15 protein-coding genes are annotated in these 12,380 nt (G+C 55.9%); 2 read left to right on the top strand and 13 right to left on the bottom strand.

Going from position 1 to position 12,380, the window contains the following annotated elements; genetic code table 11:
- Positions 1–206: 206 nt before the first annotated feature.
- The 11 genes from DESTE_RS03695 to DESTE_RS17415 all read right to left on the bottom strand — a co-directional run bounded on the left by DESTE_RS03695 (position 207) and on the right by DESTE_RS17415 (position 8,399).
- Positions 207–665: an META domain-containing protein gene (locus DESTE_RS03695; protein WP_035065169.1), complete on the bottom strand. Its 459-nt coding sequence runs from the start codon at positions 663–665 to the stop codon at positions 207–209.
- 40 nt (positions 666–705) lie between these two features.
- A complete protein-coding gene (locus tag DESTE_RS18650) occupies positions 706–897 on the bottom strand; it encodes a helix-turn-helix domain-containing protein (RefSeq protein WP_084559335.1) in 192 nt (63 codons plus the stop codon).
- Between the two features lie 342 nt (positions 898–1,239).
- Positions 1,240–1,638: a hypothetical protein gene (locus tag DESTE_RS03690; RefSeq protein WP_035065166.1), complete on the bottom strand. Its 399-nt coding sequence runs from the start codon at positions 1,636–1,638 to the stop codon at positions 1,240–1,242.
- 545 nt (positions 1,639–2,183) lie between these two features.
- Positions 2,184–2,804, bottom strand: a complete 621-nt coding sequence (locus DESTE_RS03685) for a hypothetical protein (protein ID WP_156925253.1) — start codon at positions 2,802–2,804, stop codon at positions 2,184–2,186.
- Positions 2,805–3,949: 1,145 nt separating this feature from the next.
- Positions 3,950–4,405, bottom strand: coding sequence for a hypothetical protein (locus tag DESTE_RS03680; RefSeq protein WP_035065159.1), 456 nt, complete (start codon positions 4,403–4,405; stop codon positions 3,950–3,952).
- Between the two features lie 323 nt (positions 4,406–4,728).
- Positions 4,729–5,019: a hypothetical protein gene (locus tag DESTE_RS03675; protein WP_035065156.1), complete on the bottom strand. Its 291-nt coding sequence runs from the start codon at positions 5,017–5,019 to the stop codon at positions 4,729–4,731.
- A 160-nt stretch (positions 5,020–5,179) separates the two neighbouring features.
- Positions 5,180–5,392, bottom strand: coding sequence for a hypothetical protein (locus DESTE_RS03670; RefSeq protein WP_035065154.1), 213 nt, complete (start codon positions 5,390–5,392; stop codon positions 5,180–5,182).
- A complete protein-coding gene (locus tag DESTE_RS17425; protein ID WP_198015313.1) occupies positions 5,392–5,898 on the bottom strand; it encodes an OB-fold protein in 507 nt (168 codons plus the stop codon). Before DESTE_RS17425 ends, DESTE_RS03670 begins: the two co-directional genes overlap by 1 nt.
- Before the next feature lie 675 nt (positions 5,899–6,573).
- On the bottom strand, positions 6,574–7,428 hold the full coding sequence (locus DESTE_RS03665; protein WP_035065151.1) for an IS3 family transposase: 855 nt from the start codon (positions 7,426–7,428) through the stop codon (positions 6,574–6,576).
- Positions 7,395–7,715: a transposase gene (locus DESTE_RS17420; RefSeq protein WP_198015311.1), complete on the bottom strand. Its 321-nt coding sequence runs from the start codon at positions 7,713–7,715 to the stop codon at positions 7,395–7,397. Before DESTE_RS17420 ends, DESTE_RS03665 begins: the two co-directional genes overlap by 34 nt.
- A gap of 81 nt (positions 7,716–7,796) precedes the next feature.
- Positions 7,797–8,399, bottom strand: a complete 603-nt coding sequence (locus DESTE_RS17415; RefSeq protein WP_245590717.1) for a YagK/YfjJ domain-containing protein — start codon at positions 8,397–8,399, stop codon at positions 7,797–7,799.
- Positions 8,400–8,955: 556 nt separating this feature from the next.
- On the opposite strand from DESTE_RS17415, the gene DESTE_RS03655 reads away from it, so the two are divergent.
- Positions 8,956–9,198, top strand: coding sequence for a type II toxin-antitoxin system Phd/YefM family antitoxin (locus tag DESTE_RS03655; RefSeq protein WP_035069587.1), 243 nt, complete (start codon positions 8,956–8,958; stop codon positions 9,196–9,198).
- Positions 9,195–9,572, top strand: coding sequence for a type II toxin-antitoxin system VapC family toxin (locus DESTE_RS03650; RefSeq protein WP_035065149.1), 378 nt, complete (start codon positions 9,195–9,197; stop codon positions 9,570–9,572). Before DESTE_RS03655 ends, DESTE_RS03650 begins: the two co-directional genes overlap by 4 nt.
- Positions 9,573–9,970: 398 nt before the next feature.
- Here the strand turns inward: DESTE_RS03650 and DESTE_RS03645 are convergent, their stop codons facing one another.
- Together DESTE_RS03645 and DESTE_RS03640 are read right to left on the bottom strand one after the other, a co-directional pair.
- Complete coding sequence (locus DESTE_RS03645; RefSeq protein WP_035069584.1) at positions 9,971–11,158, bottom strand: tyrosine-type recombinase/integrase; 1,188 nt, start codon at positions 11,156–11,158, stop codon at positions 9,971–9,973.
- 326 nt (positions 11,159–11,484) lie between these two features.
- Entirely contained in the window at positions 11,485–12,354 is an 870-nt protein-coding gene (locus DESTE_RS03640) for an HD domain-containing protein (protein ID WP_035065147.1), read from the bottom strand.
- Positions 12,355–12,380: the final 26 nt, after the last annotated feature.

Below are 12,380 nucleotides of genomic sequence, written 5' to 3'. Positions count from 1 at the left end.
CTCGCGGGGTGTGGACACCTAGGCCCGCGCGCGTTCTGGGCCATTGCCACTGGGGGCGGTCAATGGGGCACCTGCTTCCTGAACCGAGCGGTCTCCTGCTCCGCATCATGAAAAGGCGCGTTGGTAGGGGCAAGGGGGCCGGTACTGTTCGCTTGGAACAAAGCCAGTATCTCCAGTTGACAAGTACAGCGGGGTAACGAGCGCCTCTACGGTTGTGCTGGCCTTGGCCATTTGCGCATGTAGACAAGGTCGAGTTCATCACCTTGCAGGTGGAGTTCATCATTCTCAAGAGTGATGCGAACGCCTTTCGTGATGGCTGTGCGGAATGCGCTTTCCAACGCGTCGAGTTCTGGATCTGCGCAGGACACGTTGATGAGAAGCAGGGGCGTGATGGTGAGTTGGTTGTTTTCGAAATGCCCAAGGCCGGTGAAACGGTTGCAAATGCTGCCGCTCACTTTGTTATTGCTGTGGAACGACAGTGTGGGCGGTTTATTGCTCCAAAACGCAGTGCCGTTATAGCTGGAAAGCAGAAAATCGCTGCGCGCCAACTGGCTCCAGGACAACGCCGCCGCGCTGGGCGGGGTTTCCGTTGAGCGATCGCACCCGGCTGTGACGAGCATGAGCATGCCAACGGACACTACGTAACATAGAAAAATATCTTTCATGGCGACTCCAGAGCGCTGAGGATGTTGGGACAGTTTTGTCCTATGCCGAGATTTTCTTGCGTGATCGGGTCGTCCGGGTGGTAGCAGCCCAGGCCTCAAGATCGGCGGGGTCGATAAGTACTTTTTTGGCGTTTGAGGGGTGAGCTTTTAGCCTGCCTTGGGAGATTGCCGAGTAGACAGCTGCGGCAGAGCGTCCCGAGCGCTCGACCGCTTGCTGGACAGTGAGGAGCATGACTGTTCTTCCTTTTCTTCTGCATGGGACATGGGGGTAGGCTCGGCGGCTGTGATTTTCGTGGCGCCGAGGACTGATTGACCTATGCGGTCTGGTATCGTTTCAGTGAAGGGCGTGCGGGGAAAAGGGAACTTCCTTCAGTGCGACAGGCGGGAACCAAATGAGAGGGCCGGAGAAATCCCGCCCCTCTCAATGCGTGTCCGCGCATCGCTATGAGCCTTTGGGCAAGCTTGCGAAGCGCTTGGCGTATTCAGGCCCAGCAGAATTCCCGGTACCCAGGGCTTGAGAGGGGACCGTGGAGGCTCCTCTGCGGTGGATCAGTCCCGTGCCGCAGCGTTCGTGTCACTCCTTTTCCCGTGGCTGGGCCTCGATATGTCTAAGCGCATCACGTATAGTTGTGTATATGAGCGCTGGGGCAGGGCTAAGCGCATTCTCGGGGTGGTCATGGGCGTACCGCTCAACTATGCCCAAGCATTGTGCATACGTAACTTGGTTTTTTTGTCTGTTTTCAAAAAACAGGTCTGTATATTTATGGTTGGCGGAAGTATTCTCCGCGATGGAGTTTACCACTGAGTTCGCCACATCAAGCCCATTAAGGACACCGGCAAGATAGTACAGCCTGTTGTCTTCCGGCAGGGCTAACCACCATTGGACGGTTCCGACTATCTTGTCTTCACCGTACATGAGCGACGGCATTCCGAGCATGGCTAGAATTACGGCAACTCCGAAAAGTTTCTGCATACCGGCTCCCGCAGTTCGCTAATTTGCCCCGGTTGGCGGGGCTTCCTGTGGGCTAGAGTATCCGCTAGCGCTGACATTTTTCTTTCCGGGCGACAGGTTTTGGCAGAGGGGCAACGAGAAGGACGGTCTTCCCGTGGACGGCGCAGCTGAGATGTCGCATGTCCCTGGATAGGTTGTACGCCGCAGGGATGTCGGGGGGGCTCACACCAAGCCAAGCGGTGCGAAGCCGGAGGGCGCGGACGGCTTTGGACTGCGTCGGCTGGGGGGATAGTGCTGAAAGGAGCGGAGACAGGGAAACGTCAGAACTCGTGGTTGTGCTTGTACGCCCCGATATGTATTTTGAGATTGATGGTGCCGGGCGGTTCCGCCTGGCTAGGCAGCCCCACGGTCGGCAAGCGTGGAGCAAGAAGGCCCCGTTGGGGGCCTTCTCCTTTCTGGGCGTTGCACCAGGAGCTTGACGTCGTCGCCGGTATGGCAACCTGTGGAAATTGCACCAAGCAGGAAAAATACGGTCTTTCCATCACCGGGTGGGCGAGTCGGTGGGGTCAGTTTTCGACGACCTCAGCACCAAAGAACAGGGGCAATCCCTTGGGCCAACCACCCCAATAGACAACCTTGCCGCGTCGTATTTCGGCGGCCTCGGGAACGATGTAGGCATCCGTGATGCCCAAGTCCAGCAACACTTGGTGCTGCTGGCTTGCCTCGTACTCCGGGTTTACCGCCGCGATCAACGTGAACATACAACTCGTCACGTTCGGAGTTACGATGCCGCCTTCGCCGGTATCCGCCACCATCATGATTTCGTGTACCCGACCGTTTCTGGAATCCGCCGTGACAACCAATGTAATCGCATCGGTAAGTGAAGCCGAGCCAATAATCGTCTCTTCTCCATCTTCAATATCCAAGGCAGGCAGAGCGAGGCCGAGTTTCAGTTTCTGGGCGGCCCGGTTGAATATCTTGTGGAAATCTCCGATTTTCATGTCGAGCGCCGGAAGAGAGGTTTGCGCTGTGGCGGGATCCTCAGGAACCGCAAGTAGTACGTCGTCAGGCCGTGGCTGAGCAGAAAGCTGTTTGGCGAAACAGGCTTGCGACTGTGTCGAAGCAGATAGAAACGCGGCAGCGCACGCCAAGAGCGTGACAAAAAACAACCCGAATATTATGCGCATGGGCATAGTCCTCCTCATGGCGAGGTGTTTGCCTCTTTGTGTACCTTCATGACTGACAAATATCTCACTTCGGGGTGATCGCGATGAGGGGTGGCGGTTCGGAGGGGGGGCGATCATGAGGGCGCCTGTGGAGGAGATGCGGGGCGCATGGTCAACTCCGTCGCGTGTATCCGGTCAGTGCTCTTGGCTTTCCGGGGCAGGGCAGGGGGGGGGCGAGGGTACGGAGAACGCACCTTTCGTGACGGAGGGGTGGTCGGAGCGGTCAGGAGACAGGAAAAAGTCAGGCCCGTTGTGTAATTGTAAAACATGGCGGTGTATACGCGCCGTCTGGTGATGGTTCCCTCCGTTGGCGGAAAGCCCCCTTTCGGGGGCTTTCCCTGTGTATGGCCTCAGCCGACTGGGGGGGGCGAAGTGGCAGAAGCAAAAAAACGCCTGCATAGCGGGTGGGTTTTTGCTGTCTCCCTTGCGCCCGGAGAGTTGCCGCATTGTAGTCCAGGACAATTATAACGCGATAAAAGCCCGACCACATCGCCAATTCGGTACGACCGGGCCGGAGAGGAACAGGTGGACAGGCCGTTCCCATACTGACCCAGCGTCGCCTGCCAAGCTACGGCTACCGCGCGCTGTCGCCGTCGGTTCCGCTGCTCCATGCACTCATCAGATACTTGGCAACTTACCAGATGTAATGGCGCGGCACCATCCGGGGGATAAAAAATTTCTGCCAATACAGGGCGTTGCCCAAGGGGGGCAACGCTGTGCCGACCTTGCAGCCGCCAAGCGTATATTCATCAGACTGAACTGACTGTAATCACGGCGAAGCGGGACACAACCGTCCACGTACATGATGCCGCATGTCGCCATGAACAACTCCACGCGGCATAGGGAGGAGATGAAGACATTCATCTTTCTTGGCAGAGCATGTGCGTCGGCTATATTCTTACATTTCTCTTGCATGTAAAACTGTTGCGTTTTGCATGAAGATGTGGCTTATGGAGGGGGAGTGTCTCGCTCTGGCGATGCAGCCCCCGATCCAAGGCATCGCCTGTAGCGCAACTCCCCCCCCCCAGGAATCCCCATACCATCTCCTTTGGTATGGGGATTCCACTTTTGTTCCGGTGTCCATGCTTGAGGTCGGATTCGAGTCGTTATTGCCTGGGGCTACTGGCAGGCGGGTCGCATTCCAGAGATGCCAGAATGTTGCACGTCAAGGCAACGGCCAGTCGTGCCGGAAGGTCAAGGTACAGCGTGGCGCCGTTGATGATGAAGCCGAGGCGAACCCGGTCGCCGGACAGGGCATGGGCCTTGATGCCGCTGACTTCGAGTCCGAAGCTTTCCATTTCTTGCGAGAGGCTGGTCACGCTTGGGACCTGCCCCTGCCGGGCGGTTGTCTGGTCGGATTGCTGCCAGTGCCGCAGCAGCGTGGCGGCAAGTTGGGGCACCTGGGACGTGGGCAGGGCCATCCTGGCATACTCTCCAGAATCGCTGGCCTCCAGCAGGGTTGCCGCGCCATCGTCCATGAAGGACAGATACAGTTCTTCGATGACGGTGGCCTTGCTTGCGGCGGCAAGCTCACGAAAGGCCTTGTTCGCGGTATCGTTCATATGCGCTCCTGAGTGAGGGGTATCGCCCACGACTACCGCAAGGCACCTGACTGCATTCTTACGTTGGCAGAATTGTATCCTCGCCACCGTTAGTATTGGCGGGTTGGTGGGAATGCGCAGTACCGCTGCTCCGGGCATCTTCCACTGTCCGAACCGCCCCGTCGATACGGCGCAGTGTCCTCGCTGCCTAGTCAGGCGTCACGCCCCGGCTAGGCTTCCGGCATCCAGTCGGCTGCCAGCGCACATGCGTATGCTCCCCCCCCCCCCCCCGGAATCGTAAGGGGGGGATGCCCGGATGGTCTCCAGTCCGGCGGGCGTCAGTATCAGGCCATCATGAGTTGGGTGTCATTCCGGGCGCCGTCACGAATTGCCTGTTCCGACTCCCGGCGGGAAATGCGGCGATGGGAGCGTGCGCCTTGAAGGCCAGGTCCCGTATTATACAGGGCATCGCAAATTTCCTCGACAGTGGCGTCGGATGGGATGTGTGTGTTCGTGCGGGAAAGCACCTTGTTGGCGTACGCCGCGAATCCGTCGCGCCCCCGAAACTGCGTGACCGTTGCGCGGTGCATGCCTTGGTCGGTGAGCGTGGTGAGGATGTAGATGGACTTGGCCATTGCGCGTTCCTTGTGTGTGACCCGACTGCAGAGAGGGGCTGTACTTTGATCATTGCGCCCACAGGAATAGCCAGCGGGCGCATGGCCCAATCCGTCAGGCATGGGGGTGAGATGAGGATGCCGGTGGTACGGCTTGCTTGCGTATCCGGTGCCGCCGGGGCTAGTTCCGCTGCTGTGCCTGAACGGCTTCGCGCACATTCGCCTCAACGGTCACGGCAACCCTGCACGCAATCAACAGCGTTCGATTTGTTCGCGACGCGAACAGCTCTCTATCCATCGCATCCAGCGTAACCGAGTAAATGCGTTCCGGCATGCGCACATCCACCACTTCGTCATTGCCAACTTGGCGGCTGGTGATAGTGATCCTGTTCATCAGTCCTCCTGTTTCATCAGGTGGCAGTCGTCCAGGTAAAGCGTGCTATGCAATATGTATGTCTTTATCCGTCCAATTACATTTACTTTATTCCCATGTATTAGTCGTGCAGTGTTGTCGCGTTCGCTGGTGTCAAACTCCATTATTATGGCCTGGAGCCCTTCATGCCCCACAGCGAAAGATATTCTCGGATTTCCATTCGGCGCTCTGTCTGTTGCGTATACCGTTCCGGAGATGGTGACATACTTGCCCTGGTACTGCGTCTTTGCCGCAACTTCATTCGTCTGGTATTCTTTCCACAGGGTGGCGGCGGACTTTCTTCCCCCAACAGCACTCTGGCTGTCTTGATGTCTTGTGGCTGTTGGCGCGGTCAGTCCTTCTGGCGCGCCACTTATCTGATCTGGTGCATTTTGCCGGGCAGGAGGGAGTGGCGCTGCCTTCATGAGAAGACCAAGCACAATCAGGCTGATAAAGATCCAGCATAACGCCTTCAGGATATCCGTCACGAGAGGCCTCCGGGGTTGCCTTGATGTTGTCTCCCTCTTTGTCTCATTGCACCCTTCGTAAAACAATGTGGCTGACAATTCTCTTGCCAGACGTGCAAGAGCGCCGGGCAGGACGTGTCGGAGTGCCTGCTCGGAATCGAGGCGACAGGTTCAGGCCGTCAGGTTTTATACGATCACTTCAGCTCGGCAGGGTGGGGCGGGCTGTTATGGCGTTTTTACATCCCGGAGGCATGCAACGCGAAAACGTTTTTTCATCCCATTGATCACTTGAGTCACTGTCGATGGAGGTGTAAAAAATTCTTCCTACAGATAGGAACATTGTTGGTGGCAAAGTATTTGGCGCTATTGGTGCAAGAACGCTTTTCGTAACCGACATTGAGTCCCCCCCATGACCTCGTCAGTCGTCGGAATGCGCGGCGATTTCAGGTGCAATTTCTCCTTGACGGTGGCCTGTAGCTGGCTTGGTTGCGCAATCCAGCACCAGTCTGGTGGATGCTGAGCAACTGTGTCGCATGTCTTGGGCACTGGCCTTGGGCGTCTCCTCCATGGCTTTTTTGGGTTCAGGCGGCCCAGGCGCTGTCTTGACCAAACTCGCTTTCATCATTGTGGCCCCCCCCTGTTTTTGGTCTGACCCCCGTCAAGTAGACAGTGAAAAAAGCCCCCTGGGGGCATCATTCAGGCGGCCAGCTTTTCCCTGTATTCCGCAGGGGAAAGTTGGCCAAGCCTCTTTTGGAAACGTTCCGCATTGTAGAAGCGGATGTACTCTTCTACCAAGATCATAGTCTCGGCAGCAGGTAGGACATTTTGGGTAGCAAATATTGCGGTTTTCAAGTGCGAGAAAAATGACTCAACGACAGCGTTGTCAAGGCAGTTGCCTTTTCTGGAATGGCTGCCGCGTAAGTTCATTTCCGTAAGCCTGTCCGCGTATGTCTTGTGCGTATATTGAAACCCTTGGTCAGAGTGTAGAATAGCCTTGTCCTCGTGCCTGGGAAGGGCACGCAGAGTGGCAAAGACGAGATCAAGATTGTTCTGATTTGACATGTTGTGGGAAATGATTTCGTTATTGTGCAGGTCTTGGATGACTGACAAATACATAAATCCACTCTTGACGGGGATATATGTAATGTCTGTCACGAGCTTTCTGCCAGGCTGCATGCTTGAAAAATCCCGCTTCAGCAGGTTCGGAAAAAGACTGCTCACCACCCTTCCAAATAATTTCCGTTTCTTGCGAATGGTGGATTGAGTGCCAAGTTTACGCATCAGTCGGTACACGCGCTTGTGATTCACAAGCAATCCTTCTCGATTGAGCGCAACGGACATCCTGAGATATCCATAATACGGACGAATCGAGTGAATTGCTGTGATATGCATCTCGACAGTGCAGTTCTCACGATGTTGAAAGGATGTGATCTTCCACTTGTAAAATCCAGACCTGGATATTCCTGCATGCTTCAGAAGAACTGCGAGTGGGTAACGACTCCGCAGTTCGTCGACTATCAAGAAATTCCACCCTTTTTGTGCGCTCCCCATTCGTGGCCGAACCGAGAGCGATACAACTTTTTTACGAATTCAAGCTCCGCCTTGACGTATTTGAGCTCCTCTTCAGCGGAAGCAAACTTTGTACGCGGTCGACCGCAGCGCTCTCCTTGCCTGCCTCGGCCATCTTCAAGAGATTCACCACGCTGGAATTTTGCAACCCAAGTGCGCAATGTCTTCTTGTCCTTCAATCCCAATTCATTGGTTAACTGCTGGTAGCCCTTATTGCCCTCAAGATAGAGCTTGACCGCAGCCTCCTTAAATTCCTTGCTATACGTCATAAAGTTCCGCTGTGACATAACCCCCCCCCATCAGGTTGCAACGTCATTCCCTAGTGGGGGGGGCGAACGTAACTCAACGTTTCAGAATGGTTTGGGAAATATTCTCGCTCCCCATTCTCTTGCACGTAACGGCGCATAGCCTTTCGTCTTCGTCTTGGCCAGGTAGCTGGCCCACTCCACGCATCTCTCGATATCCCGCTCGTAGCTCTGATCATGACGATTCATATGGATGAAATCCGGGTGGTGGCTGCCGTTTCTGGCGGTGTCACATCGTTGCAGTAATCCTTCCTGTTTTATCCCAAGGGCTTTTTGCCAGAGGTGTTCAGCCTTTTCAGTGTGGTTCCAACTGTGGCATGTGAGGTTGCCATTTAGGAGGAGCATCACGTGGTAATGTTGGTGTTTTTCTCTGGATTGTTCACGTACCCAGACGTACTGGAAGGCGATGTCCTTGCGACGCAGGTGTTGTCCGAAGCTATTGAAAAAGATGGTGAGTGGGTTTTTTGTGGTAGGGCATGCATACCACCTAGGGAGGCGTAAATCGAATCGGATGAAGAGTACTCTGCTGAAGCGTTGGGTCATGTGCTCAATGCGGTCGATGATGGCATCAAGGATGTCGGTGCGACATGGCATGGTTGGGTACGCTTGTATCTGGTAATTTCTGTAGATGTTTTCTTCGATGTGCATGATGTTCTTTCCTGTTGTGACTGGTTGTTGCTCGAAAAATAAGCCAGCACTTGTGTGTACTGGCTTGGGAAAGGGTGATATATAGCATTGATTTTATTATGTTTCGTTTTGTTATTGTTCGTTATGTTGTATTGTGCGTAGCTTTGGAGGGCAACTTGTTTTTAGGTGGGAGTAGGTTGTGTTATTGAAGTTTGTTTGTTGGTTTGTTATGTTTTGATTGCTTGTCAGTCTACTGGTTTGATTTTATATTTTTGATTGATTTGATATTACTATTTTAGCATGTGTTGATTGGTTGTGTATTTTGTGTCTTTTTTTGTGTTCAAATGTGATGTTCTTGAACTGTTGCGCATAATATTATGTCATACTTATTTCGACAGTGTGCACAGAAATAGTATTTACTTGACACTGCCGTGCTTAGCGTACCCCACCACACACGCCGGTCAGCCGATAACTATTTTGGGTTTGCTACTCGTCCGGTGCCGGAAGCGCTCTCCTTGACTTCGGGCTAAGCTCTAGCTAAGGCTGAATAGGAAAGGAGTGGCATATGGAGGTGGCTATGAATATCGTCCCCATGCACCAGGCCAAGAGCTCTCTGTCGCAGCTGGTAAAACGTGCGGCAGGTGGTGAAACCATTTTCATCGGCAGCTATGGTCGAGCAGAGGCCGTCCTTAAGTCGGCCGCAAGTGCTAAGCCGAAAAAGCGTCTTGGTCTTCTGAAGGGCAAACTGAAGGTTCCCGACGATTTCGACGCTCCTCTGCCGCCGGAACTTCTTGCGGCGTTTGAAGGGAGCGAAGAATGAGACTGCTGCTGGACACCAACGCGCTTCTCTGGGCGCTGACCGATTCCCCGCGCATTGCGCCTGTTCGGGAACTGCTGCTTGCTGATGAGAACGAGGTCTTTGTCAGTTCCGTGTCTTGGTGGGAGATCGCCATCAAGACACGCATCGGCAAGCTTGATGCCGAGTTGTCCGTGCTTCGTGCTGCAGCGCAGGAGAGTGGTTTCCTTGAGCTTCCCCTTCTTGGTGCGCATGCAGAGATGCTCGCGACCCTTCCGAGGCACCACAATGACCCCTTTGACCATATGCTGGTCTCCCAGGCCATGGCCGAACCCATGCGGCTGATTACCGGCGATTCGGTACTCTCAAGTTACACGCCGTTGGTGCTTCAAATTTGAAGGGGTGAAGGGGGAAGTGCCTCTCACTGAGTGTGCGGAGGGCACTCACTTGCCCCTGTCTTGCCTGTGGGGAGGCGGACAAGCAATTGGGGGGGGGCAAAGGACCGGAGGTGTGTGGTCCGCAGGTGATGCCATGTTGCCAAGTTTGACCGACGAGTTGACGGCGTCGAGGCTTGGTAAGTTGGCTTGACGATTCGTGGGTGCTGTTGGCTGTAACTGTAATTTCAGTGTGTTAGACGTCTTGACAGGGCTTGGCGTTATGGGTTTGAGTGCTTCTTCTGTTTTTTTAATAAAAACAATGTCTTGGGAGTTTTTGGTGTGTCTAGCTAGAGCCTTCCCCTTTAGGGGAAGGCTCTAGTGTTTGGCAGGTAGATGCACGGGCAAATCGAGGAGGGGGGCTATTGGCTGAGTCTGCCCTGCAGGCTCATCGCTGCGGCCCTGACAGTGTCGGGGCTGAGGTGCGAGTAACGCTTGGTCATCTCAAGCGTGGTATGCCCCATGAGCTCGGCGACGGTATACAGCGGTGTGCCGCTTTGCACGAGCCAACTGGCGAACGTGTGGCGCAGGGTATGGAAGACCACGCGTTGCCTGGTGTCGCTGATTCCTTCGTTGAGGCCGAGTTGCTCGACGACGCGCTCGAAGGTGTCGGATACCCAGTTGCGTTTGGCGCCGTTCTGGGCCGGGAAGACGTACTCTGTGCCGTTCGGGACTTGGGAGCGCTCCGTGAGCATCGCCCGGACCTCGTCGGTCATGTACGCATGCCTGCTGTGTTTGTTCTTGGGGTCGCGGATGTAGATGGTCCCTGCAGTGAAGTTGAGGTCCGTCCAGGTGAGCGCATGGATTTCGCCTGCTCTGAGGCCGCAAAATAGGGAGAGTAGGGCGCTGTCGTGGGTGTCCTGTGATCTTTTTTTGAGTTCCGCGAGTAGGGTGCTTGCTTCGGATTCCGTCAGGAAGCGCATCCGCCTGTTGTCCTTGCGAGGTTTCTTGATCCGCGTGCAGGGGCACTCTCCGCTCACGATTTCATGATTCCGGGCCATGCCCCAGACTTGGGAGATAATGGCCAGCAGATGGCGGATGGTGGCCGCACTCCGCCCGGCGGTCATGGCGCTGCTGGCAACCTGTTCAATGAGTGGTGGGGTAAGGGCGCTGAGTGGGGAGTTGCCGAGTACCGGCTTGATCCATTTGGCGTAGTAACCAGATTCCGTCCTCATTGTCTGTGGCGTCTTGTGCAGGGTAGAAGAGGGCAGGTAGTGCCTCTCCCAGAATTCGTCCAAAGTTGTGGCCGCATGGGCTGCACGGCGCTCTTCAACAGCGGCCTGTTCGCGGGCCTCGCGCATCATCTCGCGCATTTCGGCGAGAGACTGCGGGCGTCGCCCCAGCCTGATATTCTCCGTGATCCTGGCACGCAGTTGAGATGCCTTCTGGATGGTCATGCCTTCGGATGCCCATCCGGCACCTTCTTCCTTCGGTTTACCATCGGATTTGTACCGGATGAAGAAATAGCGATCAGGCTTCGAGCCGTGCTTGCGGGTCTGGCTTTCGCGGTAACGAACGCCGCGGTAGCTGGTGGAGGTCGTCGTGGTCATGGGTATCTCGCGGGGATGGGCATGTTTCACGAAGAGGTTGCCAGCCCCACTATAGCCCCACCTCATGCGGGGTGACAACGCGAAATCGCGGGAAGGTTTAGGGGGCTTTCGAGCTAAATATTTCTCTTCAATATTCTGTTTTTATAGTTTAAATGTGATTGCTTGGGGTGGATCGGGAAAGGTGAGGAATATCGTGGACTAATAAACTCATAACCCGAAGGTCGTCGGTTCAAATCCGGCCCCCGCAACCAGAATATCGAACCCCACAGGTTTACGCCTGTGGGGTTTTGTCTTTCCGGACGGGCTTCCAAACAAGGGGCCGATTCCTACGTTTCCTTCTCAATCCTTTCCAGCAACCGCGCCATGGCCAGTTCCCGTCCCATGTCCTGCAACAGCCCGTCGACGTGTTCGAAACTGAACCGCGAGCCAAGGTACAGGTGCATGTACCCGGCGGGCACGCCGCAGTGGGGGGCCATGGCCTCGGCCAGTTCGCGGGTGCGTTGCTGGGCGCGACCGCTCCAGGGCCAGTCGGAATCGGCCAGAAAGCCGATGGTGTGCTCTGCCCGTACGTCCTCGGGCCGCATGGTCAGGCCGGTCAGACCGATATCCAGATAGTGGTTGACCACAGCTAGCGGCTTCACCCCTTCGGCCAGGCTCACGTCGTCCAGTCCGTGCATGGCGGCAGTGGCCAGGATGATTTCTTCGTCCGCCCCGCGTGCGGTCAGTTCGCGCAGCACCCATGAGTGGTGGTCTTCGTTGCGGGCGATGAACGGGTCCTCGGACTTGTGCAGGGCATAGTCCGCATCAAAGGCGTACACGAAGCGCTTCAGGCAGTCGTGCAGCAGGATGGCGGCATATAGCAGGTCCCGGTCCAGGGGCAGGCCCCGCGTCTCGTGCGCGTCGCCCAGGGCGCGGGCGTTGCGCAGGTCTTGCAGCACATGCAGGGCCAGCCCGCCGATGTGCCCGTGGTGCGCGCCCGATCCGGGCGATGCCGCAAAGCTCCACGCCGCGAATCGGGGGTGGGCATAGGGCGTCAGCGGTTCGTCCAGTTCCATGAATTCTTCCACCAGCCCGCGCCACACCGGGTTGGTCACGGCTGGCACGAATTCGCGGCGGATGGCGGCCAGTGCGGGTTCTCCCTGAAAGCGGGCAAGTATGGACAGTTCGTGCGGGGGAATGATGTCGAGTTGCGGCATGGCTGTGTCCTGATGGCGGTTCCCGG

It is taken from the genome of Nitratidesulfovibrio termitidis HI1 (assembly GCF_000504305.1).
Lineage (GTDB): Bacteria > Desulfobacterota > Desulfovibrionia > Desulfovibrionales > Desulfovibrionaceae > Cupidesulfovibrio > Cupidesulfovibrio termitidis.
This window is presented reverse-complemented; position numbering and strand designations above follow the sequence as displayed.

Excerpts from the sequence above, each read along its gene's own strand:
- DESTE_RS03675 (WP_035065156.1), bottom strand. The coding sequence starts at position 5,019 with ATGGCCAAGTCCATCTACATCCTCACCACGCTCACCGACCAAGGCATG.
- DESTE_RS03665 (WP_035065151.1), bottom strand. The coding sequence starts at position 7,428 with ATGGGGAGCGCACAAAAAGGGTGGAATTTCTTGATAGTCGACGAACTG.
- DESTE_RS03655 (WP_035069587.1), top strand. The coding sequence starts at position 8,956 with ATGAATATCGTCCCCATGCACCAGGCCAAGAGCTCTCTGTCGCAGCTG.
- DESTE_RS03650 (WP_035065149.1), top strand. The coding sequence starts at position 9,195 with ATGAGACTGCTGCTGGACACCAACGCGCTTCTCTGGGCGCTGACCGAT.
- DESTE_RS03645 (WP_035069584.1), bottom strand. The coding sequence starts at position 11,158 with ATGACCACGACGACCTCCACCAGCTACCGCGGCGTTCGTTACCGCGAA.
- DESTE_RS03670 (WP_035065154.1), bottom strand. The coding sequence starts at position 5,392 with ATGAACAGGATCACTATCACCAGCCGCCAAGTTGGCAATGACGAAGTG.
- DESTE_RS17420 (WP_198015311.1), bottom strand. The coding sequence starts at position 7,715 with ATGACGTATAGCAAGGAATTTAAGGAGGCTGCGGTCAAGCTCTATCTT.
- DESTE_RS03680 (WP_035065159.1), bottom strand. The coding sequence starts at position 4,405 with ATGAACGATACCGCGAACAAGGCCTTTCGTGAGCTTGCCGCCGCAAGC.
- DESTE_RS17415 (WP_245590717.1), bottom strand. The coding sequence starts at position 8,399 with ATGCACATCGAAGAAAACATCTACAGAAATTACCAGATACAAGCGTAC.
- DESTE_RS18650 (WP_084559335.1), bottom strand. The coding sequence starts at position 897 with ATGCTCCTCACTGTCCAGCAAGCGGTCGAGCGCTCGGGACGCTCTGCC.
- DESTE_RS03685 (WP_156925253.1), bottom strand. The coding sequence starts at position 2,804 with ATGCGCATAATATTCGGGTTGTTTTTTGTCACGCTCTTGGCGTGCGCT.
- DESTE_RS03640 (WP_035065147.1), bottom strand. The coding sequence starts at position 12,354 with ATGCCGCAACTCGACATCATTCCCCCGCACGAACTGTCCATACTTGCC.
- DESTE_RS03695 (WP_035065169.1), bottom strand. The coding sequence starts at position 665 with ATGAAAGATATTTTTCTATGTTACGTAGTGTCCGTTGGCATGCTCATG.
- DESTE_RS03690 (WP_035065166.1), bottom strand. The coding sequence starts at position 1,638 with ATGCAGAAACTTTTCGGAGTTGCCGTAATTCTAGCCATGCTCGGAATG.